Raw genomic sequence first — 25,250 nt, 5'->3', positions numbered from 1 at the left:
CAGACAATGACAATCGAAATTCACGTACCCGATATTGGCGCAGATGAAGTCGAAGTCACCGAACTCCTGGTGAAGGTGGGTGACACCGTCGCGAAAGAGCAGTCGCTGATCACAGTGGAAGGCGACAAGTCTTCCATGGAAGTGCCTGCCCCCGCCGCCGGCGTGGTCAAGGCCATCAAGATTGCCGTGGGTGACAAGGTTGCCACCGGCTCGCTGATCATGGAATTTGAGGCCGAAGCTGCGGCCGCGACTGCGGCTCCCGCACCTGCGGCTGCGCTCGTGGCCGCTGCCCCTGCTTCAGTAAATGCCACTGTGGCACTGAAAGAAGTGCACGTCCCGGACATTGGCGGTGACGAAGTGGAAGTGACCGAGATCCTGGTGGCCATCGGCGACAGCATAGCTGAAGAGCAGCCGCTGATTACCGTGGAAGGTGACAAGGCCGCCATGGAGGTGCCTGCACCTTTTGCCGGCGTGTTGAAAGAGCTCAAGGTCGCCAAGGGTGACAAGGTCGCCACAGGTTCACTTATCATGGTATTTGAGGTGGCCGGCACACCGGTGGCCGGCACTCCGGTGGCCGGCGCTCCTGCCGCCGTAGCAGCTGCTTCTGCCCCGGTCGCCGGATTGCAGGACATCAAGGTTCCTGACATCGGCGGTGATGCAGTGGAAGTGACCGAGCTGCTGGTAAAAGTGGGCGATGTGGTTGCCAAGGAGCAATCGCTGCTTTCAGTGGAAGGCGATAAGGCCGCCATGGAAGTGCCGGCTCCCGTTGCCGGCACGGTAAAAGAGATCAAGGTCGCCGTGGGTGACAAGGTGTCCACCGGCTCCCTTATCATGGTGTTTGAAGTCCAGGGTGCTGCGCCAGTTGCCGCTCCTGCTTCTGCTCCTGTGGCTCAGGCCGCTGCTCCGGCTGCCAATGCTCAGGCCAAAACAGGTGAGTTCGTGGAAAACCACGAATACGCCCATGCATCGCCCGTGGTGCGTCGTTTGGCCCGTGAATTTGGCGTCAATCTGGCCAAGGTGAAAGGCACCGGACGCAAGGGCCGGGTGCTGCGCGAAGACGTGCAGGCCTACATCAAGGATGCGCTCAAGCGTCTGGATGCCGCTGCAGCAGCGCCTGCAGGCAAGGGCGACGGTGCCGGTCTGGGACTGCTGCCTTGGCCCAAGGTGGATTTTGCCAAGTTCGGTGAGACCGAGGTACAACCTCTGTCCCGCATTAAGAAGATTTCCGGCGCCAACCTGCATCGCAACTGGGTGATGATCCCCCATGTGACTCAGTTTGATGAGGCCGATATCACCGAGCTGGAAGATTTCCGCAAAAACCAGAACGCCGAGGAAGCCAAGAAAGATACCGGCATGAAGATCACCCCGCTGGTGTTCATCATGAAGGCCGTGGCCAAGGCACTGGAGGCGTTTCCTTCTTTCAACTCGTCCCTGTCCGATGACGGTGAGAGCCTGATCCTCAAGAAGTACATCAACATTGGTATCGCAGTGGATACCCCCACAGGTCTGGTAGTGCCCGTGGTGCGTGATGTGAACAAGAAGGGCATCTATGAGTTGTCCCGCGAGCTGGCGGAAATTTCCAAGAAGGCCCGTGCCGGTAAGCTGACCGCTTCCGATATGCAGGGTGGTTGTTTCACCATCTCCAGCCTGGGTGGCCTGGGCGGTACCGCCTTCACGCCGATTGTGAATGCCCCCGAAGTGGCGATCCTCGGTGTGTCCAAATCCGAGATCAAGCCCAAGTGGAACGGCAAGGACTTTGCGCCGCGGCTGATGCTGCCCCTGTCCCTGTCCTATGACCACAGAGTGATCGATGGTGCAGAAGGTGCCCGCTTCGTCACCTTCCTGAGCGGTGTGCTGGCAGACATCCGCAAGTTGGTGTTGTAAACACTTAAGGCTGTCCTTTGCGGGACAGCCTTTTGTTTATTGAGATCCTGACCCATCGCGGGTTAAAATGCGGCCACCTTACACGCGGGCCGAATGTCGGCGAAAAAAATGTCGTCTCCCTCAGATGCTTGGCGAGTTTTTTGAACCGGCGAAATGAAAAATTCAGAGGAAAACATGAGTAATCAAATCAAAACTCAGGTAGTAGTGCTGGGCGCGGGTCCTGCAGGTTATTCAGCTGCCTTCCGCGCAGCCGACCTTGGTCTGGAGACCGTTATCGTTGAGCGCTACAGCACCCTGGGTGGTGTGTGTCTGAACGTGGGTTGTATCCCATCCAAGGCCCTGCTGCACATCGCCAAGGTCATTGAAGAAGCCAAGACCGCTGCCGAGCACGGTGTGGTATTCGGCGAGCCTTCCATAGATTTGGACAAGCTGCGCGGTTACAAAGAGAAGGTTATCGGCCAACTGACCGGTGGTTTGGGTGGCATGGCCAAGATGCGCAAGGTGCAGGTGGTCAATGGTTTCGGTAAGTTCACCGGCCCCAACAGCATTGAAGTCACCGATGGCGAAGGCAAGGTAACAGTAGTTAACTTCGACAACGCCATCATCGCCGCCGGTTCCCGTCCTATCCAGCTGCCATTTATTCCTCATGAAGATCCTCGTATCTGGACCTCTACCGAAGCTCTGGAACTCAATGAAGTGCCCGGCAAACTGCTGGTAATGGGCGGCGGTATTATCGGTCTGGAAATGGGTACCGTATACCATGCTCTGGGCAGCCAAATTGACGTGGTTGAAATGTTCGACCAAGTTATCCCAGCTGCCGACAAAGACGTGGTTAAGGTATACACCAAGAAGATCAGCAAGAAGTTCAATCTGATGCTGGAAACCAAGGTGACCGCAGTTGAAGCCAAGGAAGACGGTATTTACGTTTCTATGGAAGGCAAGAAAGCCCCCGCCGAACCTGTGCGTTACGACGCAGTGCTGGTGGCCATCGGTCGTACTCCCAATGGCAAGCTGATCGACGCCGAGAAGGCCGGCATCAATGTCGATGAGCGCGGTTTCATCAATGTTGACAAGCAACTGCGCACCAACGTGCCACACATCTTCGCCGTGGGCGACATCGTTGGTCAGCCAATGCTGGCTCACAAAGGTGTGCATGAAGGCCATGTGGCCGCCGAAGTGATCTCCGGTCTGAAGCACTTCTTCGATCCCAAGGTGATCCCATCTATTGCTTACACAGATCCTGAAGTGGCCTGGGTAGGTCTGACCGAGAAAGAAGCCAAGGAGAAGGGTATCGCTTATGAAACTGCGACCTTCCCATGGGCCGCTTCCGGTCGCGCCATTGCCTCCGACGCCAGCGATGGTATGACCAAGCTGATTTTCGACAAGGAAACCCATCGCGTGATCGGTGGCGCCATTGTCGGTGTGAACGGTGGCGAGCTGCTGGGTGAAATCGGTCTGGCCATTGAAATGGGTTGCGATGCCGAAGATATCGCACTGACCATCCATGCGCACCCAACCCTGCATGAGTCTGTGGGTCTGGCCGCCGAGATCTATGAAGGTTCCATCACGGATCTGCCAAACCCGAAAGCCAAAAAGAAAAAGTAAGCTTTTGGTATGAAAAAAAGAAGACGCCTGCGGGCGTCTTTTTTTGTCGCAGGTTGTGACATTTGTAAATTATGTGTAATTATTGTCGGGATTTAGGTCCATTTTTTAGGACCTTTCCTGCGCAGTCCCCTGAGCCGAAAATGATGATAAGAAAAGCCGTTCACCGTTTGATATTTCTCCTGCTGTGCTGCTGTGCAGGGCTGCAGTGGGCGAGTGCCGGTGAGTTGGTGCAGCGGGTTTTCGCCGCCCGGGATGGCTTGGCCAACGGGGTCGTCAATGATATCAGCTTCGATCAGTATGGTTTTACCTGGCTGGCGACCGAAGATGGCCTTTATCGGGTCAGCAATACCAAGGTCAGGCGCATAGACAAAAAAGGCCTGGAAAACCGCCTGAGCAATGCCTATGTCAATCAGGTCATCCCCCTTGACAAGGAAAACCTGTTGGTGGGGGTTAATCAGGATATCTATCGTTATCATATTCCCAGTGACAGCTTTCAACGTATCGGCAGCCCTGAGTTTATGCCCGATTACCCCGGCGGCGGCATTATGGATGCTACCCGCCTACCGGATGCCCGTTTGTTGCTGCTGACCAATGCGGGCCAATTGCTGGAGTTGGACTATCGTCATTGGCAAATCCATTCCCTGGTGCATTTACAGCAGGATAAGGACAGACCCTGGGGCAGGGTGCTCAGGTTGAATGATGGACGTATATTGCTGGCAAGCTCCTATCAGCTGCAGCTACGCAGCAGTTCCGGGGAAAAACTGGCCCAGTTGCCCTGGAATGAGACCTCGGGGCAAATTAAATCTTTATTCGCAGACAGCCAACAACGGCTGTGGATGAGCAGCAGCGAAGGGCTGTTCCGCATTGAGCTGGAAAAGCTGCAGATCACGGCCGAATCCAAGGTGCCCTATTACTGTACTCACATGGTGGAAGACGGGAGCGGACATTTCTGGATTGCCAGTCGCGCCGGGCTGCTTAAGTGGGTTCCGGGCCAGGAACCCACAACCTATAAGGATGCGCTCAAGCAAGAAGCAGACATTGAGTATATCCATGATATGGAAATAGACAGTGCCGGGCTGCTGTGGGTGGGCGGCACGGGGGAAGGACTGGCCATAGTTGCCGACACTCCCGGCTTTATAGTGGACAAGTTTGATGCCGCAGGACGGTACAAGCTGGCCAATGAAATGATCTGGTCCGTGTATGCCGAGGGCAACCGGGTGTGGCTTGGCAGTGACGCCGGCTTAATCGCATTTGAGCGTGGCAAGGACGGCTCCCGTTTATTGGTTCCGGATGATTTCGAACTTAACGACAGCGTCTATAACATTACCCCCCTTAACGGCGAATACCTGCTGCTGTCGACCACCAATGGCTTGTATGTACTCAATAAAACGAATTTCTCCAGCGAACGTTTTGCGAAGTGGAGCCAGGGTTCTGATTCCCTGAGACACAAGCTGGTGTTTTCCACCTACAGGGACCCGGCGATCCCTGGGCGGATCTGGTTCGTGACGGCCACGGGGATCTTTTTCTGGGAACCCGGTCTGTTTAATCCCGCCGTCGTCGACATTCGTACCCGCGAGGGACAATTGCTCAACCCCAGCATTCAGACTGTGCTCAGAGACAGCAGCGGCCGCGTGTGGCTTGGAGGCGAAGGGGTTTTTGGCTATCTGGATGACGAAGGCTATTTTGTCAGCCAGTTGGCGTTATTCGATGGTTTGGAGGGCACTCCCGGTGTCGGTCATCTATTGGAACCTGAGCCGGGAGTGCTGTGGATTGGCAGCGGGCAAATGGGTTTGTTGGAGTATCGGAGTAACGCTGCCCAGGTGCAGCCATTGGGACAGGATTGGCGGGTCGATTGCAGCAGCATCTTTTTCCTGCGTGATATAGGTGAGTACCGGCTTATCGGTTGTCCCCGCAGCCTTATCCGGCAACATAAACTTTCGGGTAAGGTTTCGGTTTACTCGGTGACCGATGGGCTGGTGGCCAGTGAACTGAACGAAAGCGCCGTCTATTTCCACCCGGATCAGGGCTTGTACCTTGGCACCCCCGATGGTGCCGTGTTGGTGGATGTCAACAAACTCAGCAACAGGTTCAACACTGACAAGGTCTCGTTGGAGTCGGTCACAGTTTACTTTGATGAGCATTCAGAGCTGCAATTGGTGCCGGAGCAGATGACCCGGGTCGCTCCAGGGGCACGTATGGTCAGTTTGCAGCTGACCAGTCACAACTTGTTGGATGACTCACCATTGCGGGTGAAGTATCGCTTGCGGCGGCCTGGGGATTTGGGGCAGGGCAGTTATCTGCTGCTTGATGGCCAAACCCAGATTAACCTGTCCGGCTTGACCGCCGGACTGCATTTGCTGGAAGTGCTCAGCCAAAGCAACGGCGTTTGGTCCGAGGTGCCTCTCAGCTACCGCTTACAGGTGGAACAATATTGGTGGCAGACCCCTTGGTTTAAGTGGGCATTGGTATTGCTCTCTATCATCATGGCGATAGGCGCGGCGTTCGCCCGCCAAAAACAGGTGTCCCGATTCCGGCGCATGAACCAGGCGCTGCTGGAAAGCGAGGACAGGCTCAGGCAGTCGCTCAAGGGCAGTGAATCCGATCTGTGGGAGTGGCGGGCAGACACGGATCACTTCTATCTGGATAACCGTGGCGGGGTGTTGGGCAGTCACGCCGAAATGATAGAACGTCCGGTGAAAGACATTCCCATCCATCCCGATGACAGGGAGCGGGTGGAGACCCTGTGGTCCCAGGTGGCAAAGGGGGAGCTGCCAAGATTCGAGGCCGAATACCGCTTTCAGCGTCAGGATGGTCATTGGGGCTGGCTGCGGGTGCGTGGTCGTCCAACCCGCCATAGCCGGGAAAACGGGCTTCCCGAGCAAATCTCTGGTATTTACAGTGATATTACCCAGCAGCGCCAGCTACAGGATGAGGTGGATTTGCTGGCCCAGGCCTTTGAAAACACTTCCGAGGGGGTGCTTATCCTCGACGCTGCCGAAAAGATCAAGGTGGCAAACCGCGCCGCGCAGACCATTCTGGGCGAGACGGCAGATTCCTTGTTGGGCCGCAGTTTTGTCTCACTTGTCAGTGAGCGCAGTAGCGAGCAAAGCGAGATCCGCGAGTTGCTGGGGCACGGCCAGTCATGGACCGGGGAGCGTGAGCTGCGGGTGGCAGCCGGTCAGGTCTGTCCCGTTTGGCTCAACGTTTCCGCCATGCTGGGAGCCGAAGAGAAAATCCAACATTATGTGGTGGTGTTTTCTGACATCACCGAACGCAAGCGCAGTGAAGCCGATCTGCGCCGCCTGGCCAACTACGATGTGCTGACCGGGTTGCCCAACCGCTCCCTGTTCTCGGCCCGCCTCAATCAGGCAATCCACAAGGCTACCCTTAACGATGGCAAGCTGGCACTGATGTTCCTGGATCTCGACAGGTTCAAGCACGTCAATGACTCCTTTGGTCACAGCATGGGTGATGCCTTGCTGGTGGAGGCCGCCAACCGTTTGCAGTCATGCATGGAACCCGAGCAAACCCTGTGTCGCTTTGGCGGAGATGAGTTTGTGGTCTTAATTAACCAGGGCACGGATCTGGACAGTCTCAATCATCTGGCCGAGTCCATGCTGCGTCAGATAGAAATGCCCTTCAGGCTCTATGGCCGGGAGTTTTTTATCTCGACCAGTATAGGGATTTCCATTTGGCCCGATGATGCCCGTCAGCCAGAGGCCTTGATTAAAAATGCCGACTTGGCCATGTACCATGCCAAGGATGAGGGGCGGGGTAACTTCCAGTACTATTCGGAAGAGCGCAATGCCGAGGCCCTGTATCACCTCAAACTGGAAACCGATCTGCGTAAGGCGTTGGAGCGGGAAGAGTTCGAACTCTACTATCAGCCCCAGATTGATGTGCTCAAGGATGATGCCGTGGTTGGGGTTGAGGCCCTGATCCGCTGGCGTCATCCCAAGGATGGCTTCGTCCGTCCCGATGTGTTTATCAAGGTAGCCGAGGCCTGTGGCCTGGTGATCGATATCGACAAGTGGGTGCTGCGCCGGGCCTGTCTGGATGGTGCCCGCTGGGCCAGGTTGGCCAAGGGGCCGTTCAAGGTGTCAGTCAACGTCAGTGCCATCCACTTCCGCCAGGCCGACTTTATCAGCCATCTGCAACAGACCCTGGCAGAAACCGGTATGCCGATAGCCAATCTGGCGCTGGAAATCACCGAAGGCGTACTGATGAAGGAGTTGCAAGTGGCCAGACAGCATTTACAACAACTCAAATCCATGGGAGTTGATGTGGCCATCGACGACTTCGGTACCGGTTACTCTTCGCTGGCGTACCTGCGACATTTCGATGTCAACACGCTCAAGATTGACAGGTCTTTCCTCATCGATATCGCCACCAATGAAGCCGATCAGGCCATCGTCAGCAGTATTATCGAGCTGGCCCGCAACCTGAAACTGAACGTGGTCGCCGAGGGCATAGAAACCAAGGAACAGCTTGAGCAGGTATTCAGCCGGGGCTGTCATACAATTCAGGGCTACTACTTTGCCAAACCCATGCCGCTGCCGGAGCTGGACAGCTTCATCGGATTAAATGAGAGCTAAGGAACTGGCCAATAGAATGTTTTGTTTTCTGATATCAATCCGTTTTTAACCCTTTGACTGTGAAGAATCATTCCATGATCCGTCTTGTGTCGCTTTTGCTACTGTTATCCGTCTCCCAGGCATGGGCCAGGCCGACCGTTGGTCTGGTGCTCAGTGGTGGTGGGGCCAAGGGCGCCGCCCACGTGGGGGTGCTCAAGGTGCTCGAGGCCAATCATATTCCCGTGGATTATGTGGCCGGCACCAGCATAGGTGCCTATGTGGCCGGCATGTACGCCCTGGGCTATAGCGCGGCCGAAATTGAGGCCATCATGATGAACGTGGATTGGAATGCCGGTTACTCGGATACCATTCCCAGGGAGTCGTTGGGGTACCGTGACAAGCAGCTGCGGGATCAATACAACATTCCGCTCAACCTCGGGTATGTAGATAACGAGGTAAAGACCCCCAGTGGCTTGCTGCAGGGGCAATCCATGTCGATATTGCTGCGCCAGTCAACGGACTTGGTCAGGCAATTTGACAGCTTTGACGAACTGGCCATTCCCTACCGGGCGGTGGCGACCGATCTGGAAACCAGTCAGCCGGTGATCCTGTCCCGTGGCAGCATGGTCAATGCCATGCAGGCTTCGGCCACTGTGCCCGGTGCCTTGCAGCCCATGGTTCAGGACGGCAAGTTGCTGGTGGACGGCGGCATTGCCAATAACATGCCGGTGGACGTGGTCAAGGCCATGGGAGCCGAGGTAGTGATTGCTGTCGACATAGGTTCGCCCCTGGTGGACAAGAGCCAGCTGAACAGCACCATAGCCGTGCTGAACCAGTTGTCGACCATGCTGACCAACGTCAGTACCGAGGCACAGAAAAAACTGCTGACCGACGAAGATGTGTTGATCCGTCCGGCGATTGATGATCTCAGCACCACAGACTTCAGCGTTATGGGCCGCGCCCTGCCCCTGGGGGAAGTGGCTGCCAATGAGGCTTTGACGCAGCTCAGGCACCTGAGCCTGTCCGAAGAGGAATACCTGGCCTATCGGATGGCCAAAAGGCAAAAGTCGCTGCAATGGCTGGGTGAATTTGAGCGCCCCGTGGTGCGCGTAGCCTTTGATAACCACTCCAAGGTCAGTGAGAGCCTGCTGCGGGAGACCCTCGGGATTGCACCCGGTAAGGCTGTGACCAGTGAAGAGTTGAATCAGGGCATTGAGCGGCTTTATGCCCTTAACCGCTTTGAGCGGGTGGATGCTGAGTTTGCCGATACCGCCGACGGTCGGGTGCTGACGGTCAACACCAAGGCCAAATCCTGGGGGCCGAATTACTTCCAGTTGGGATTCAATTGGGAAGATGATTTCACCCTGGATTCCGCCGTGACCCTGGATCTGGCCTACACCATGACAGATGTGAACAGCAAAGGCGCCGAGTGGCGCAACGAGCTGAAGCTCGGCTATGAGAAAATGGCTGCCACCGAGTTTTATCAGCCACTGGATGCTGACCAATCCTTCTATGGCCGCAGTCGTTATGAGTACGAAATTAAGGCCTGGGAACTGTTCGATGCCAATAACAAGCTGTTCGAGTTGACCAAGAAGACCCACAGGGCGGACCTGGGGTTGGGCTACAACTATCACCAACACGGCATCATAGAGCTGGGCTTTACCGGCGAAATTGGCACCCTCAGTAATGACGCCTTGCTGGTGTCGGATTTTGGCTTCAACTCCTATGGCGGCTATTTCAAATTCGGCTTTGATAACCTCGACAGCATCAGTTTTCCGACCTCGGGTAACCGAGTGACCCTGAATGTCTATGTGCGCAAAGAGAAATTTGATGATGTGCCGGAAGAATTGGCCTCCATTTCCTCGGTGCAGGTTGAGGCCGATTGGAAAGGGGCGCTGGGCTTTGGCAATCACGCCTTTGTCGGCAAGGTGTCGCTGTCCACAGTCAATGAAGAAGGTGAGGAAACCCTGAACCTGTCGGAGTTGGGTGGCTTCCTCAACCTCTCGGGCTATCACAAGAACTCGTTGCTGGGGGTCCATAAGCTGTTTGGCGCCTTTATCTATCAATACGATCTGGGCCGTGATGCCCTGGGGATGCAGGACTATCCCTTGTATCTGGGAGCCAGCGTTGAGGCTGGTAATGTCTGGTGGCAACGCAGTGATGTGGCTCTGAACGACCTTATTTATGCCGGTAGCCTCTACATAGGGACAGATACGGATCTGGGGCCGGCGGCGCTGGGATTTGGTCTGTCCGATGATGGTGAGCGGGCCTTCTATCTGTTTGTCGGCAAGAATTTTTAATATCCGCATGTGGATTGAGGCGCCATGGTCGCAGGCAATTGCAAATAGACATTTACAAATTGCTACTACGGCTCTGGCGCCAGTCTTGTTAGTCTTGGGCCACAAAAGCATAAACAGACCATAAAAAGGACATACGGGGACTCTTATGACAAAAGTAACCACTCTGGCACTGGGTATTGCCCTCAGCCTGGGACTGGCAGCCTGCAGCAACCAGGAAGCCAAGAACAGCACTCCCGTGGTATCGGGTATTGAATTGGCCAATTTTGATCCCGCGGTGCGTCATCAGGACGACTTCTATTACAGCGTTAACGGCAAGTGGTTGGCCAACACCCCAATCCCGGCCGACAAATCCAACTATGGCGCCTTCTCCGTGCTCTATGATGAGAGCCAAAAAGCCCTTAAAGACATAGTTGAGGCCGCAGCCGCCAAGTCAGATAAGCAAGCCGGCTCATCCGAGCAAAAGATCGGTGACTTTTACAGCAGCTACATGAATACCGATAAGTTGGAGCAACTGGGCAGCAGCCCAATTAAGGCACAGCTTGAGGCCATTGGTGCCAGCAGTAGCCACCAAGCCCTGGCTGCTCTGATGGGGGATTTGCTCACCAGCGGTATCAAGGTGCCGTTTGGTTTTTACGTCAATAATGATGCCAAAAACTCCTCTCAGTATGCGGTATACATGAGTCAAAGCGGCCTGACCCTGCCGGACCGGGATTATTACCTCAAGGACGACGCCAAATTCGTCGCCAACCGTGAGGCCCTGGCCCGCTATGTGACCGAACTGCTGGGTGCGGCAGGCTATGCCAATGCCAAGCGTGCCGCCAAGAGCGTCGCCGATATTGAGTTCTTTATCGCCCAGAACCAATGGAGCCGGGTCGAGTCCCGTGATGCCAACAAGGCATACAACAAGTACAGCCGTCAGGAGCTGACCGAGCTGTTCGGCGGTTTTGATTTGGAAGCCTTTGCCGCCAAGGCCGGTATGGATGACAAGGTTAAGGACGTGATAGTGCGCCAGCCTTCCTTCATCGAAGCACTCGGCAAGCAGTATCAGCAGTTCCCGGTCAGTGCCTGGCAGGATTACCTGGCGTTCCACCTGGTGGACGGTGCCGCTGAACTGCTCAGCGAGCAGTTTGCCAAGTTGCATTTCAACTTCCATGACAAGACCCTGGCTGGCATCGAGGAACAGGCTCCGCGCTGGAAGCGTGCCGTGGATGCGGCCGACAGCGTCATTGGTGAGCTGGTGGGCGAGCAATACGTCAAGCAGCATTTCAAGCCGGAAGCCAAGGCCCGTATGGAAGCCATGATCAAGAACCTGATCAAGGGCTTCGAGGTTAGCATCAATGATCTGGAATGGATGACACCGGACACCAAGAAGGCGGCCCAGGAAAAACTGTCCAAATTCACCTACAAGATTGGCTATCCGGACAAATGGAAGGATTACAGCGGTCTGGAAATCAAGGCCGACGATCTGGTGGGCAACTATGTGCGTTACGCCAAGTTTGAATACGCCGATATGCTGAACAAGCTTGGCAAGCCAATCGATCGCACCGAATGGCACATGACACCGCAGACGGTCAACGCTTACTACAGCCCTGTGATGAATGAAATTGTGTTTCCGGCCGCCATTTTGCAGCCGCCGTTCTTCAACATGGATGCCGATGACGCGGTGAACTACGGTGGTATCGGCGCCGTTATTGGCCACGAAATCAGCCACGGTTTTGATGACCAGGGCGCCAAGTATGACGGCGATGGCAACCTGCGTAACTGGTGGTCCGATAAAGACCGTGAAGAATTCCAGAAACGCGGTAAGCAACTGTCGGCACAATACAGCCGCTTTGAAGCTTTGCCGGGCAAGTTCGTCAACGGCGACCTGACTTTGGGTGAAAACATTGGCGATCTCGGTGGCTTGACCGTGGCACTGCGTTCCTACCATATGAGTCTCAATGGCAAGGAAGCACCTGTGATGGACGGTTTGAGCGGCGATCAACGCTTCTTTATGGGCTGGTCCCAGGTGTGGCGCCGTAATTACCGTGACGAGGAGCTGGGACGCCGTTTGATGACCGACAGCCATTCCCCAAGCCACTATCGCGCCATGGGGACACCAAGGAACATTACCGGTTTCTACCAGGCCTTTGACGTTAAAGCAGAAGACAAGATGTATCTGGCACCGGAAGAGCGGGTCAAAATTTGGTAATCTGCTGAATAACAGATAAAAAGCCAGGCAATTGCCTGGCTTTTTATTGTCCGCTGTTGCCGGCCTCAGTCTCCCGCCAGCAGCGCTGGCAGTTCAGTCAGGGTCTCGGCCCGCTCATGGGCTATGACCCAACGGGGCTGGTCGCGCTCGTGGGCCGGAGGAATTGCCAGGGTGTGCATGGTGGCGGCACGGGCGGCAATCAGGCCGTTGAATGAGTCCTCTATGGCCAAGCACAGGCGGGCCGGGACCCCGAGTTTGGTGGCACAATTGAGGTAGACCTCGGGGTGGGGCTTGCCATAGGCCAGGTGTTCGGCCGACTCCATGGCGTCGAAACAGTGCCTTATCTCAAGCTTATCCAGTACCGCATCTATGATGGTCCAGCTGGAGGAGGTCGCCAGGCCCACCTTCAGCCCCCGGGCCTTACAACACGCCAGGGCCTCGAGTACGCCCGCCATGGGGGTGCCTTCATTTTTGATATATGCGATGACGCGGTCGACAATCTGCGCCGCCACTGCGCCATTGTCGTAATTGTCCCAGGGCAGGCGTCGATACCAATAGTCCACCACCTGATCGATTCGCAGGCCCACGGTTTCCAATATGTCTTTGCGTTGCAAGGGTAATCCCAGATCTCTCAGCACCTCGTATTCGGCCTGTTGCCATACGGGTTCTGAGTCTATGAGGACGCCATCCATGTCAAAAATCACTGCCTGGATCGTGCTTGGGATCATTTCTGCTCCGGAAGTTAAAAAAGTTTTCCGCTTGAAAACGGCGCCTTCATTTTGGTCTGCAGGCAGTATTTAAATCAACTATTGTTGCTAAGTATTTGTATTGGCTGTTTTTTGGTCTTGTTTCAAACTATTGTCTAATTTCAATCGTTTAACTGCAGGAGTAACTTGCCCGTCGGTGGGGAAATTTATACCGGCTTTTCCCTGCGTAAGCTTGTGAGTCGATTCATACTTTTGCAAAGCTGTAGTATACTGCGGGCCGGAAAACCGGGTCGATCCTGTCGGACTGTCTGCTGCATGAAAACCGGGCGGACACAGCAGTGGTTGTCACCTAGCTGTCCGTCACCCCTTGGGTTCAACTGCCTTTAATGTCACTTGGAACTTGGCGAGAAGACGTGCAGTTTCGCTGTTAGAGCGCCACACAAAGAGGAATTTTGCCGTGCTAGAAGCATACCGTAAACACGTCGAAGAACGTGCTGCAGAGGGCGTAGTCCCTAAGCCACTCGATGCCCATCAAGTGGCCGAACTGGTTGAATTAGTCAAGAATCCCCCAGCAGGCGAAGAAGCCTTTATCCTGGATCTGCTGGAAAACCGTATTCCCCCAGGTGTGGATGAAGCCGCCTATGTTAAGGCCGGTTTCCTGGACGCCGTAGCCAAGGGCGACGCCAAGTCTCCAATCCTGAGTGCCGAGCGTGCCGTTGAGCTGCTGGGCACCATGCAGGGTGGTTACAACATTGAGCCGCTGATCCATCAACTGGACAACGACAAGTTGGCCCCTCTGGCCGCCAAGGCCCTGTCACACACCCTGCTGATGTTCGATTCTTTCCACGACGTGGTTGAGAAGATGAACGCCGGCAACGCCTTTGCCAAGCAAGTGGTTGAGTCCTGGGCCAACGCCGAGTGGTTCCTGAGCCGTCCTAAACTGGCGGACAAGATCTCCCTGACCGTGTTCAAGGTGACCGGTGAAACCAACACCGACGATCTGTCTCCTGCTCCCGATGCCTGGTCTCGTCCCGATATCCCGCTGCATGCCCTGGCGATGCTGAAAAACGCCCGTGACGGCATTGAGCCCGATCAACCAGGCGTGATTGGTCCGGTCAAGAAGCTGGAAGAGCTGAAGACCAAAGGCTTCCCACTGGTATACGTGGGTGACGTGGTAGGTACAGGTTCATCCCGTAAGTCTGCCACCAACTCTGTGCTGTGGTTCATGGGCGATGATATCCCCAACGTACCCAACAAGCGTGCCGGTGGTTTCTGTCTGGGTGGCAAGATTGCCCCAATTTTCTTCAACACCATGGAAGATGCCGGCGCCCTGCCAATCGAGCTGGACGTGAGCAAGATGGACATGGGTGACGTGATCGATATCTTCCCATACCAAGGTGTGGTGAAGCGTCACGGCAGCGATGAAGTGATCTCCGAATTTGAACTCAAGACCGACGTGCTGCTCGACGAAGTCCGCGCCGGTGGTCGTATTCCGCTGATCATTGGTCGTGGTCTGACCGACAAGGCCCGTGAAGTGCTGGGTCTGGACGCGTCCGCTGAATTCGTACGTCCACAGGACGTGGCCGACACCGGCAAGGGTTACACCCTGGCCCAGAAGATGGTTGGTAAGGCTTGCGGCGTAGCCGGCGTGCGTCCCGGTCAGTACTGCGAGCCCAAGATGACCTCTGTGGGTTCCCAGGACACCACAGGCCCAATGACCCGTGATGAGCTGAAAGATCTGGCCTGTCTGGGCTTCAGTGCCGACCTGACCATGCAGTCTTTCTGTCACACTGCCGCTTATCCAAAGCCAGTGGACGTGAACACTCACCACACCCTGCCTGACTTCATCATGAACCGCGGTGGTATTTCCCTGCGTCCAGGTGACGGTGTTATCCACTCTTGGCTGAACCGTATGCTGCTGCCGGATACAGTGGGTACAGGTGGTGACTCTCACACCCGTTTCCCAATCGGTATCTCTTTCCCAGCCGGTTCCGGTCTGGTGGCCTTCGCTGCGGCCACAGGTGTGATGCCACTGGATATGCCTGAGTCGGTGCTGGTGCGCTTCAAGGGCAAGATGCAACCCGGTATCACCCTGCGCGATCTGGTACATGCCATCCCGCACAAGGCCATCGAATTGGGTCTGCTGACCGTTGAGAAGAAGGGCAAGAAGAACATCTTCTCCGGCCGTATTCTCGAAATCGAAGGTCTGGAGCACCTGAAGGTAGAGCAGGCATTCGAACTGTCTGATGCCTCTGCCGAGCGCTCTGCTGCCGGTTGTACCATCAAGCTGGATAAAGATCCTATCATCGAGTATCTGAACTCCAACATTGTCATGCTCAAGTGGATGATTGCCGAAGGTTACGGTGATCGCCGTACCATAGAGCGCCGCATCAAGGGCATGGAAGAGTGGCTGAAGAATCCTGAGCTGATGGAAGCCGATAAGGATGCCGAGTACGCCGCGGTTATCGAAATCGATCTGGATGCCATCAAGGAGCCTATCCTGTGTGCCCCTAACGATCCGGACGATGCCGTGTTGCTGTCCAGCGTGGCCAACACCAAGATCGATGAAGTGTTCGTCGGCTCCTGTATGACCAACATTGGTCACTTCCGCGCAACCGGTAAGATGCTGGACAAGTTTGCCAAGACTCTGCCTACCCGTCTGTGGATTGCGCCGCCAACCAAGATGGACAAGGATCAGCTGACCGAAGAAGGTTACTACGGTATCTTCGGCCGTGTCGGTGCCCGCATCGAAATCCCGGGTTGTTCTCTGTGTATGGGTAACCAGGCTCGCGTGGCCGACGGTTCAACCGTGGTTTCTACCTCTACCCGTAACTTCCCGAACCGTCTGGGTACAGGTGCCAACGTGTATCTGGCCTCTGCGGAACTGGCCGCCGTGGCTGCCCTGCTGGGTCGTCTGCCAACTGCCGAGGAATATCAGGTATACGCCAAGGAACTCGACGCCACAGCCGCCGATACCTACCGTTACCTGAACTTCGATCAGATTGACTCCTACACAGACAAGGCGTCCAAGGTGATCTTCCAGTCTGCGGTCTAATCCCGCAGCAATTGAAAAAGCCGGCTTAAGCCGGCTTTTTTGTTGTCACCCTAAAACCACCTCCTATGGAGGTGGTGATCGTTCTGGTGGGGCTTTGCCCGGAGAATGCCCATGCTAAATACTCCCTCGGTTTGTTACCAGCAAATCAAGGAGTAAGTAGCATGAGCAGATATGAATCCGCGTCTCACGTATTCTATCGTTGTCAGTATCACCTCGTTTGGACACCCAAGTACAGGTACAAAATCCTGAAAGGTAATCTCGGCAGAGAGCTTTATCGAAGTATCTATGTTTACTGCAACATGAAGAAATGCAGAGTCGTGGAACTAAATGTTCAGGAAGATCATGTCCATCTAGTAGTCAGAACCCCACCCAGTCTAAGCGTGTCGGATTTAATGGGTTTTGTTAAAGGGAGAACCGCGATCAGGATGTTTGCCAAATTTCCTTATTTAAGAAAGCACAAGCTCTGGGGGAATCACTTCTGGCAACGGGGTTATTTTGTGGACTCAGTAGGAGCAAACGAAGACATAATCCGTAGATATGTACGGCACCAGGAAAAGACAGCCAAAGAAGAAGAGAAACGGCAAATAGCGTTAGGGTTGGAAGGTTAGTTTTTAAGCCCCCTTTTAGGGGGCTGTGTCAAAGCCACCTGCTATGCAGGTGGATTTTTACTTTCTCCAAAGCGTAAAATATGCCAATAAAAAAGGCCGGCGATGCCGACCTTAATCAGAAATTCCATATCAGGAGTGGCGGGTGTGCAGCACTTCCAGGAGCTGATCTTCCAGCTGGAAGCGGGTCTCCATGGCATCGCCGAGGCGCGACAGGTCTGAATCCAGTTGCATCAGCACCTTGTCATCCGCAGCTTCGGTGTATTTGTCATTGAAGTCCAGTGCCGCATCCGTGGTGTCATTGATCTTGGGCAGTAATTGCTGAGCCACGGCCTTGCTCGTCTGGCCATGCTTTTCACAGGCGCTGACCACCTGGTTATAGACCTCGAAATGCCCCTCGGAAACGTAGTCCACCAACATCTCACAGAAAGAACGGACGTTATCAACGGACGGTAAACTGTTGCCATTCTCATAGGGGGGTAAGCCCGCGATGCGACAGTAATGCACCAAGAGGTTTCTGCGATTATTAAGCCATTGATCAATAGCTTTATTTGCTCCGCCCCACTTTTGTTCGGCTTTTTCCAGCTCTCTTAGCATTTGTTGCCTCGTTGTCCGTCAACCTTGCCTCTACTGTAGGAGAGAAACAGGGGCGGGATCAACTGTTTTCGGCAGCAATTCCATCAGCTCAGAGCAGCAATAAAAAACCCGGTTGCAGTGACCTGCAACCGGGCGAATTATGTGTCTTTGGGCTCGATGTGACGAGCTTCTTGATTGTTCTTGCTAGCGCCCAGTTTTTATACCAAAGGGGATCTGAGGGCGCAACTTTTTTCTGTCATATAACGGGTGATGGCTCTCGAATTCAGTGCTTTTATGATCCCGGCCCCTTAATCCTGCCGCCAAGATGCCTAAGTTCACAGATTTACGTTCGGGCAGGTTTTTTTAGTCGCGTAAATGCTAAACTAGCGCCCAGTTTGCCAATAAGAACAGGAACCGAGCCAAATGGCAGAATTGAAGAATGACCGTTATTTGCGTGCCTTGCTGAAGCAACCCGTGGATATGACCCCAGTGTGGATGATGCGCCAGGCAGGCCGTTATCTGCCTGAATACCGCGCGACCCGCGCCCAGGCCGGTGATTTTATGTCACTGTGCAAAAATGCCGAACTGGCCTGTGAAGTGACACTGCAACCGCTGCGCCGCTATGAGCTGGACGCCGCGATCCTGTTCTCGGACATTCTGACCATTCCCGATGCCATGGGCCTGGGACTTTACTTTGAGACCGGTGAAGGCCCGCGCTTTGAGCGCAAGGCTGATACCCTGGAAGCCATCAAGGCGCTGCCCATCCCCGATCCCGAAGATGAGCTGGGTTACGTGATGAAGGCGGTGAGCACCATTCGCCGTGAGCTTAAGGGCGAAGTGCCGCTGATCGGTTTCTCCGGCTCTCCCTGGACCCTGGCCACCTACATGGTCGAAGGCGGTTCCAGCAAGGCCTTCGAAAAAATCAAACGTATGATGTACTCAGAGCCGATGGCGCTGCATCTGCTGCTGGATAAGCTGGCCGATTCTGTCATCCTGTACCTCAATGCCCAGATCGCCAACGGCGCCCAGTCGGTAATGATCTTCGACTCCTGGGGTGGAGCCCTGTCACACAGCGCCTATCGTGAATTCTCCCTGCGCTACATGCAGAAGATTGTCGATGGCCTGACCCGTGAAGCCGACGGTCGTAGGGTACCAGTTACCCTGTTTACCAAGGGTGGTGGCCTGTGGCTGGAGTCCATGGCCGAAACCGGCTGTGATGCCCTGGGCCTGGACTGGACAGTGGATATCGCCGATGCCCGTCGTCGCGTCGGTCACAAGGTGGCTTTGCAGGGCAACATGGATCCTTCCATGCTGTACGCGCCCATCCCACGCATCGAAGAAGAAGTGGAGCAGATCCTGGCCGGATACGGCGAGGGCACTGGCCACGTATTCAACCTGGGTCACGGTATCCATCAGCATGTGGATCCCGAGCATGCAGGCGCCTTTATCAAGGCGGTGCACGAGAAGTCGCGCAAATATCACAAATAACCCAAGAGCCCGCATCAAGCGGGCTTTTTTATGCCTGCCAATAACTTGCCAGCCGCCATCCCCTGTGCCAACTTATCCGCCAATATGGATTGAACTGAGGCATGACATGGGTGACATCAAGGGGAAAGTGATACTGCTGACCGGCGCTTCCGAAGGGATAGGCCGGGCGCTGGCCAAGGTCTTGGCCCGGGAAGGGGCCAGGTTGCTGCTCACGGCCCGTAACCAGGACAGATTGCAATCCCTGTTACTGGAGCTGCCAAAGGATTGTGGGGCCAAGATCCATGCCGCTGATCTGTCCCTGCCATTGGAATGCGAAGAGCTGGTCGATGTCTGTCTGACCCGCTTCGGCGCACTGGATATAGTGATCCACAATGCCGGCATGACCATGTGGACCCGCTTCGATGAGCTGCAAGATTTGAGCGTGCTGGAGCGGGTGATGCGGGTCAATTATTTTGGTCCCGTGTACCTGACCAAGGCCGCCTTGCCCCACCTTAAGGCCAGTCGTGGCCAGCTGGTTGCCGTGGCCTCGGTGGCCGGTCTGACCGGGGTGCCAACCCGCAGTGGCTATGCTGCCTCCAAGCATGCGCTGATGGGCTTTTTCGATTCGCTGCGCATTGAATTGATGGATGAGGGAGTGGCTGTCACCCAGATTTGTCCCGACTTCGTGGTGTCGCAGATCCATAAGCGCGCCCTGGATGCCCAGGGGCAACCCTTAGGGGAAACGCCGATGCAGGAGTCGCGCATCATCAGTGCCGAGGCCTGTGCCGAAATGATGTTACCGGCCATAGCAAACCGGCAGCGGCTGCTGATCACCTCCTGGCGTGGCCGCTTGGGCCGTTGGCTCAAGCTGCTGGCACCGGGGCTTATCGACAGGCTGGCCCTTAAGGCCATCTCCCGGGGGCATTGAGATGCTGCTGGAGGATCTACAGCTGTTTGTGCGGGTGGCCGATTGCGGCAGCATCACAGCTGCGGCGGCCGAACTGGAACTCAGCGCCGCAGCCGCCAGTGCGGCTATCAAGCGGCTTGAAAAGCAACTCGATACTCTGCTTTTTGTGCGCAGCACCCGCAATTTGCGGCTCACCGCCGCCGGTGAGCGCTATCTGATCCATTGTCGCAATGCCCTGGAGCAGTTATGCCAGGCGGAGCGGGCATTGCAGGACGAAAAGGGTGAGGTGGCCGGCACCCTGGCCATCGCCGTGTCGTCGGATTTTGGCCGCAATCTGTTTCTGCCCTGGCTGGATACATTTCTGGCGCGCCACCCCAAACTGGAAGTGCGCCTGCAGCTTGGGGATCAGCTGAGCAGCTTTTATCGCGATCAGCTGGATGTGGCGCTGCGCTATGGCAAACCCCAGGACTCCAGTGAGGTGGCCTTCAAGTTGTGCAGTTTGCGCCGGCAGCTGTGCGCCTCGGCCGACTACCTGGCTCGCCACGGCTGGCCGCAGACGCCCGGGGAGCTGAGTCTGCATGAGTGCCTGCTGTACAAGCGCGGCGAGCGCACCCATGACCTGTGGCATTTTTGGCGGGATGGGCAGGAGCATAAAGTGCGGGTGAGCGGACGTCGCAGCAGCAATGATGCCGATTTGGCCCGCCGCTGGGCCGTGGCCGGTCACGGCCTGGTGTACAAGTCCAGGCTGGATCTTGCCGAAGACATGATAGCCGGGCGCTTACTGCCGCTGCTGCCGGACTTTGACGGGGAGCCGCTGGAACTGTACATGCTGTGTCCCGGTCGCCAGCATCTGAGTCCGGCCATATTACTGCTGCGGGATTTTTTGCGGGAGCGGATTACCGAGCAGCTGGCCCGCCTGGAGACCATGCCCGGCAAGTAAAATCCGGGCAATAAAAAAAGCCGCTCAGAGAGCGGCTTTTTTGTGAAACGCATTGCTCTGCTATCAGGACTTGGCGCGCTTCATGGCGGTGAAGAATTCTTCGTTGGTCTTGGTCATGGCCAACTTGTCTATCAGGAACTCCATGGCGGCAACTTCGTCCATGGGGTTGAGGATCTTGCGCAGGATCCACATCTTCTGCAGTTCGTCCTGGGTGGTCAGCTTCTCTTCGCGGCGGGTGCCTGAACGGTTGAAGTCGATTGCCGGGAATACCCGCTTTTCGGCGGCCTTGCGCGACAGATGCAGTTCCTGGTTACCTGTACCCTTGAATTCTTCATAGATCACTTCGTCCATCTTGGAGCCTGTGTCTACCAGGGCGGTGGCGATAATGGTCAGGGAGCCGCCATTTTCAATGTTACGGGCAGCACCGAAGAAGCGCTTGGGACGGTGCAGGGCGTTGGCGTCCACACCACCTGTCAGCACCTTGCCTGATGATGGGATAACAGTGTTGTAGGCGCGGGCCAGACGGGTGATGGAGTCCAGCAGGATCACTACGTCTTTCTTGTGCTCTACCAGGCGCTTGGCCTTTTCGATCACCATTTCGGCAACCTGTACGTGACGGCTGGCCGGTTCGTCGAAGGTAGAGGCAATCACTTCGCCCTGAACCAGGCGTTGCATCTCGGTCACTTCTTCAGGACGTTCGTCAATCAGCAACACCATCAACACCACTTCGGGGTTGTTGTAGGTAATGGATTGGGCAATGTTTTGCAGCAACAAGGTCTTACCGGCTTTTGGCGGTGCCACAATCAGACCACGCTGGCCCTTACCAATGGGAGAGCACAGATCGAGGATACGGGCGGTGATATCTTCGGTAGAACCATTGCCGCGCTCCATGCGAATGCGTTCTTCGGCATGCAGGGGAGTTAGGTTTTCAAACAGGATCTTGTTGCGGGAATTTTCGGGCTTGTCAAAGTTAACTTCGTTAACTTTCAGCAGGGCAAAATAACGTTCGCCTTCTTTCGGGGGACGAATTTTACCGGTAATGGTGTCACCCGTTCGCATATTGAAGCGGCGGATTTGACTGGGGGACACATAAATATCATCTGGACCCGCTAGGTATGAACCGTCGGCACTGCGCAGGAAACCGAAACCGTCCTGAAGTATTTCCAACACCCCGCCACCGAATATGTCTTCACCGCTTTTGGCGTGGGCCTTGAGGATAGAGAAAATAATGTCCTGCTTGCGCGCACGGGCCATATTTTCCAGTTTCATGTTATCCGCCAGTGCAACCAGGTCGGAAATAGACATGTTTTTCAGTTCAGTTAAATTCATTTTTGATGGGTCTTTTTTACGCGAGAAAGCTTACCCCGCGCTCAATCCGCAATGATTAAAGGAAGTCTTGATGAGATTGAACAGCGAGAAGTGGGTTAATTAGAAAGAATCTGGTTATTAAAGTAGCACTATAGCGGCGGGGCGTCCAGATTTTTGCGGATACCCGGCACATTTAAATGGCTGGCTTGTGCCGGGTGTCACGCAATGGCGGATTGACGGCTTAGATTTGCGCGTCGATAAACTCTTTCAGTTGAGTTTTTGACAGGGCGCCCACCTTGGTGGCCACCAGCTCGCCGCCCTTGAACATCAGCAGAGTTGGAATACCACGCACGCCGTATTTGGCTGGAGAGGCATTGTTCTGATCCACGTTCAGCTTGGCCACTGTGAGCTTGCCTTCGTATTCGGTGGCAATGTCGTCCAGGATTGGAGCGATCATTTTGCAGGGACCGCACCACTCGGCCCAGAAATCAACCAGAACAGGTTGGCTGGACTTCAGTACGTCATTTTCGAAGCTGTCGTCGCTCAGGGTTACAATTTTATCGCTCATGATGTTCTCCGGTAGGTTGCCATTGCTGGTTTGTTAATGGCTTAGCGTGTATATTGGGGCTGTTTTACGGCAATTCAAGTGACCGCTTTTTGGTTGTCGCTATTTCAAACGATCGAGTATCTTATTGCAACCCTGAATGGTATGCTGGCGCTATGAGCGAAACACATTTATCCCAACAGAAATTTGCCGACCTTCCCCTGCGTGAAGAAGTAAAACAGGCACTTATCGAAAACGGCTTCGAATACTGCACCCCGATCCAGGCCTTATCTTTGCCTGTATTGTTGGCGCAAAAAGACATCGCCGGCCAGGCGCAAACTGGCACAGGCAAGACCCTGGCCTTTTTGGTGGCCACCTTTAACCATCTGCTGAATTCCCCAGTTCCTGAAAACCGTCAGCTGAATCAGCCCCGCGCCATCGTCATGGCGCCGACCCGTGAACTGGCCATCCAAATTGCCAAGGACGCCCAATTGCTGTCCAAGCACACTGGCCTCAAGGTGGCCATTGTCTATGGCGGCGAGGGCTATGAAACCCAGCGCAAGGTGCTGGACAAGGGCGTGGATATACTGATCGGCACCACTGGCCGCATCATAGATTATGTCCGTCAGGGTGTAATTAATCTGGGCGCCATTCAGGCCGTGGTACTGGATGAGGCCGATCGCATGTTCGATCTCGGCTTTATCAAGGATATCCGCTTCCTGTTCCGCCGCATGCCCGAGGCCAATCAGCGTCTGAATATGCTGTTTTCTGCCACCTTGTCGATGAAGGTGCAGGAACTGGCTTACGACCACATGAACGATCCGGTCAAGGTGGAAATTGCGCCCGAGGAAAAGACCTCCCGCAACATCAAGGAAGAGATCTTCTATCCCTCGATGGAAGACAAGCTCAAGCTGCTGCACTCCCTGATTGAAGAAGACTGGCCAGAAAAAGCCATAGTCTTTGCCAACACCAAGCACCAGTGTGAAAAACTCTGGGCCAGCCTGGAAGGCGATGGTCACAGGGTTGGCTTGCTGACCGGTGACGTGCCGCAGAAGAAGCGGATCCGCATTCTGGAACAGTTCACCAAGGGCGAGTTGGATATCCTGGTGGCGACCGATGTGGCCGCCCGTGGTTTGCATATTTCCGATGTGTCCCACGTATACAACTACGATCTGCCTGACGATTGCGAAGACTATGTGCATCGCATTGGCCGTACCGGTCGTGCGGGTCAAAAAGGGGTCTCCGTCAGCTTTGCCTGTGAGGAATACGCCCTGAACCTGCCGGATATCGAAACCTATATCCAGCACTCCATTCCGGTCAGCTCCTATGATCGCAGTGCCCTGATTGAAGACTTGCCTCCTCCGGCGCATATCCATCGTAAGCACCCTGTGGGTGCCCGTGGTGGACGCGACCGCGGCGGCAGACCATCGGGAGCCCATCGCAGCGGCGGCAGCCGTCCGCCAAGGCATGACAGGACCCGCAGACACTCTTGATGCAAGATCTTTACGCCGCCATTACCCTGGGCTCCAACAGCTTTAACATGCTGGTCGCTACCACAGTAGCCGGTCAGCCCAAGGTATTGGCGAAATACAAGCGTAAGGTGCGGTTGGCAGAGGGCATTGGCTGTGATGGTATGCTCAGCGAAGAGGTGATGGCTCGCGGGCTCGACTGTTTGGCAATGTTTGCCCAAATGCTGAAAGACCATGCCATTGCCGGCGACCGGGTTGCCGTGGTGGCCACCGCCACCTTGCGCACCATAGCCAATGCCGAGATCTTCAAGGCCCGGGCCTTGCCCATACTCGGACATCCCATAGACGTTATCTGTGGCATGCGCGAGGCTGAGCTTATCTACCGTGGCATGGTCGCCACCACCTCGGGTCAGGGGCGACGCCTGGTGATCGATATTGGTGGTGCCAGTACCGAGTTTATCGTCGGTGATGGCGACAAGCTGCTGTTCAAGACCAGCCTTCCCATAGGTTGCGTGACCTATCAACAGGCGTATTTCTCTTCTTTGCCGTTACAGCAGCTGGATTTTGACGATGCCCACGGGGCTGTCGAAGCCGCGCTCGGTGAGGATGGTGCGACCCTCAGGCGCTTGGGGTGGCATTGTGCCGTGGGTGCCTCGGGTACTGTCCAGTCCGTGGTCGAGTTGTTGGAGCACAGGCAGGAATCCGCCCTGATCACCTTGCCGGTGCTGCTGGCGCTGCAGCAGGAAATTCTTGCCGCACCCGACGCTGGCCTCAGTGGTATCAATGGCCTCTGTCCCGAGCGCGCGCCCACCTTTGCCGCCGGTGTCGCCATATTGCTGGCCCTGTTCCGCCTGCTCGGTATAGAGCAATTATCCCTTTCCGGTGGCGCCCTGCGTGAAGGTGTGCTGCTGGAACTGTCACGCCAGGCCGTTGCGCACTAACCGCTGCCGGTCGTATTCCTCCTGAACGCTTCCCTATGTCCACAAGCCTGCTCCTGCTTGTGCGGCGGCAGCCATCATAAATAAATTTCATCTTGCTTGTAACGCGCTGATCTTATAGAGAATTTTGTTTTGATTCCCGTTAAACCAAACAATTCGTGCATAATAAATAATGTATAC

The 25,250-nt window shown here is 55.3% G+C and carries 16 protein-coding genes; 12 read left to right on the top strand and 4 right to left on the bottom strand.

Annotated features, from left to right (window positions below; all coding sequences use genetic code 11):
• Positions 1-6 precede the first annotated feature (6 nt).
• The 5 genes from aceF (at position 7) to JYB85_RS16830 (ending at position 12,554) form a co-directional block, all read left to right on the top strand.
• On the top strand, positions 7-1,884 hold the full coding sequence (gene aceF / locus JYB85_RS16850; protein ID WP_207380205.1) for a pyruvate dehydrogenase complex dihydrolipoyllysine-residue acetyltransferase: 1,878 nt from the start codon (positions 7-9) through the stop codon (positions 1,882-1,884).
• A 174-nt stretch (positions 1,885-2,058) separates the two neighbouring features.
• A complete protein-coding gene (gene lpdA, locus JYB85_RS16845; RefSeq protein WP_207380204.1) occupies positions 2,059-3,489 on the top strand; it encodes a dihydrolipoyl dehydrogenase in 1,431 nt (476 codons plus the stop codon).
• Positions 3,490-3,632: 143 nt separating this feature from the next.
• Positions 3,633-8,084: an EAL domain-containing protein gene (locus JYB85_RS16840; RefSeq protein WP_207382117.1), complete on the top strand. Its 4,452-nt coding sequence runs from the start codon at positions 3,633-3,635 to the stop codon at positions 8,082-8,084.
• Positions 8,085-8,158: 74 nt separating this feature from the next.
• Positions 8,159-10,363, top strand: coding sequence for a patatin-like phospholipase family protein (locus JYB85_RS16835; RefSeq protein WP_207380203.1), 2,205 nt, complete (start codon positions 8,159-8,161; stop codon positions 10,361-10,363).
• A 145-nt stretch (positions 10,364-10,508) separates the two neighbouring features.
• A complete protein-coding gene (locus tag JYB85_RS16830; protein ID WP_207380202.1) occupies positions 10,509-12,554 on the top strand; it encodes a M13 family metallopeptidase in 2,046 nt (681 codons plus the stop codon).
• 65 nt (positions 12,555-12,619) lie between these two features.
• Here the strand turns inward: JYB85_RS16830 and hxpB are convergent, their stop codons facing one another.
• Positions 12,620-13,282, bottom strand: coding sequence for a hexitol phosphatase HxpB (hxpB, locus tag JYB85_RS16825; RefSeq protein WP_207380201.1), 663 nt, complete (start codon positions 13,280-13,282; stop codon positions 12,620-12,622).
• A 436-nt stretch (positions 13,283-13,718) separates the two neighbouring features.
• On the opposite strand from hxpB, the gene acnB reads away from it, so the two are divergent.
• Together acnB and tnpA are read left to right on the top strand one after the other, a co-directional pair.
• On the top strand, positions 13,719-16,316 hold the full coding sequence (acnB, locus tag JYB85_RS16820; protein WP_207380200.1) for a bifunctional aconitate hydratase 2/2-methylisocitrate dehydratase: 2,598 nt from the start codon (positions 13,719-13,721) through the stop codon (positions 16,314-16,316).
• Positions 16,317-16,477: 161 nt separating this feature from the next.
• A complete protein-coding gene (tnpA, locus tag JYB85_RS16815) occupies positions 16,478-16,924 on the top strand; it encodes an IS200/IS605 family transposase (protein ID WP_207381940.1) in 447 nt (148 codons plus the stop codon).
• A gap of 129 nt (positions 16,925-17,053) precedes the next feature.
• Here tnpA and rsd read toward each other — a convergent pair whose 3' ends face one another.
• Positions 17,054-17,518 (bottom strand): sigma D regulator, encoded by a 465-nt coding sequence (rsd, locus tag JYB85_RS16810; RefSeq protein WP_207321084.1) that lies wholly within the window; start codon positions 17,516-17,518, stop codon positions 17,054-17,056.
• Between the two features lie 402 nt (positions 17,519-17,920).
• On the opposite strand from rsd, the gene hemE reads away from it, so the two are divergent.
• The 3 genes from hemE (at position 17,921) to JYB85_RS16795 (ending at position 20,811) form a co-directional block, all read left to right on the top strand.
• Complete coding sequence (gene hemE / locus JYB85_RS16805) at positions 17,921-18,985, top strand: uroporphyrinogen decarboxylase (RefSeq protein ID WP_207380199.1); 1,065 nt, start codon at positions 17,921-17,923, stop codon at positions 18,983-18,985.
• A gap of 106 nt (positions 18,986-19,091) precedes the next feature.
• On the top strand, positions 19,092-19,892 hold the full coding sequence (locus tag JYB85_RS16800) for an SDR family oxidoreductase (protein ID WP_207321082.1): 801 nt from the start codon (positions 19,092-19,094) through the stop codon (positions 19,890-19,892).
• Position 19,893: 1 nt separating this feature from the next.
• Positions 19,894-20,811: a LysR family transcriptional regulator gene (locus JYB85_RS16795; protein WP_207380198.1), complete on the top strand. Its 918-nt coding sequence runs from the start codon at positions 19,894-19,896 to the stop codon at positions 20,809-20,811.
• 63 nt (positions 20,812-20,874) lie between these two features.
• On the opposite strand, the gene rho is transcribed toward JYB85_RS16795, so the two are convergent.
• Positions 20,875-22,140: a transcription termination factor Rho gene (gene rho / locus JYB85_RS16790; protein WP_207321080.1), complete on the bottom strand. Its 1,266-nt coding sequence runs from the start codon at positions 22,138-22,140 to the stop codon at positions 20,875-20,877.
• 220 nt (positions 22,141-22,360) lie between these two features.
• The gene (gene trxA, locus JYB85_RS16785) at positions 22,361-22,687 is read right to left on the bottom strand and encodes a thioredoxin TrxA (RefSeq protein ID WP_207321079.1); all 327 of its coding nucleotides are present in this window, start codon (positions 22,685-22,687) and stop codon (positions 22,361-22,363) included.
• A 152-nt stretch (positions 22,688-22,839) separates the two neighbouring features.
• On the opposite strand from trxA, the gene rhlB reads away from it, so the two are divergent.
• Positions 22,840-24,156: an ATP-dependent RNA helicase RhlB gene (gene rhlB / locus JYB85_RS16780; protein WP_207321078.1), complete on the top strand. Its 1,317-nt coding sequence runs from the start codon at positions 22,840-22,842 to the stop codon at positions 24,154-24,156.
• Complete coding sequence (locus JYB85_RS16775; protein ID WP_207380197.1) at positions 24,156-25,073, top strand: Ppx/GppA phosphatase family protein; 918 nt, start codon at positions 24,156-24,158, stop codon at positions 25,071-25,073. The genes rhlB and JYB85_RS16775 overlap by 1 nt, the downstream gene beginning before the upstream one ends.
• Positions 25,074-25,250 lie beyond the last annotated feature (177 nt).

It is taken from the genome of Shewanella sedimentimangrovi (assembly GCF_017354965.1).
GTDB lineage: Bacteria > Pseudomonadota > Gammaproteobacteria > Enterobacterales > Shewanellaceae > Shewanella > Shewanella cyperi.
This window is presented reverse-complemented; position numbering and strand designations above follow the sequence as displayed.

Excerpts from the sequence above, each read along its gene's own strand:
- aceF (WP_207380205.1), top strand. The coding sequence starts at position 7 with ATGACAATCGAAATTCACGTACCCGATATTGGCGCAGATGAAGTCGAA.
- lpdA (WP_207380204.1), top strand. The coding sequence starts at position 2,059 with ATGAGTAATCAAATCAAAACTCAGGTAGTAGTGCTGGGCGCGGGTCCT.
- JYB85_RS16840 (WP_207382117.1), top strand. The coding sequence starts at position 3,633 with ATGATAAGAAAAGCCGTTCACCGTTTGATATTTCTCCTGCTGTGCTGC.
- JYB85_RS16835 (WP_207380203.1), top strand. The coding sequence starts at position 8,159 with ATGATCCGTCTTGTGTCGCTTTTGCTACTGTTATCCGTCTCCCAGGCA.
- JYB85_RS16830 (WP_207380202.1), top strand. The coding sequence starts at position 10,509 with ATGACAAAAGTAACCACTCTGGCACTGGGTATTGCCCTCAGCCTGGGA.
- hxpB (WP_207380201.1), bottom strand. The coding sequence starts at position 13,282 with ATGATCCCAAGCACGATCCAGGCAGTGATTTTTGACATGGATGGCGTC.
- tnpA (WP_207381940.1), top strand. The coding sequence starts at position 16,478 with ATGAGCAGATATGAATCCGCGTCTCACGTATTCTATCGTTGTCAGTAT.
- rsd (WP_207321084.1), bottom strand. The coding sequence starts at position 17,518 with ATGCTAAGAGAGCTGGAAAAAGCCGAACAAAAGTGGGGCGGAGCAAAT.
- hemE (WP_207380199.1), top strand. The coding sequence starts at position 17,921 with ATGGCAGAATTGAAGAATGACCGTTATTTGCGTGCCTTGCTGAAGCAA.
- JYB85_RS16800 (WP_207321082.1), top strand. The coding sequence starts at position 19,092 with ATGGGTGACATCAAGGGGAAAGTGATACTGCTGACCGGCGCTTCCGAA.
- JYB85_RS16795 (WP_207380198.1), top strand. The coding sequence starts at position 19,894 with ATGCTGCTGGAGGATCTACAGCTGTTTGTGCGGGTGGCCGATTGCGGC.
- rho (WP_207321080.1), bottom strand. The coding sequence starts at position 22,140 with ATGAATTTAACTGAACTGAAAAACATGTCTATTTCCGACCTGGTTGCA.
- trxA (WP_207321079.1), bottom strand. The coding sequence starts at position 22,687 with ATGAGCGATAAAATTGTAACCCTGAGCGACGACAGCTTCGAAAATGAC.
- rhlB (WP_207321078.1), top strand. The coding sequence starts at position 22,840 with ATGAGCGAAACACATTTATCCCAACAGAAATTTGCCGACCTTCCCCTG.
- JYB85_RS16775 (WP_207380197.1), top strand. The coding sequence starts at position 24,156 with ATGCAAGATCTTTACGCCGCCATTACCCTGGGCTCCAACAGCTTTAAC.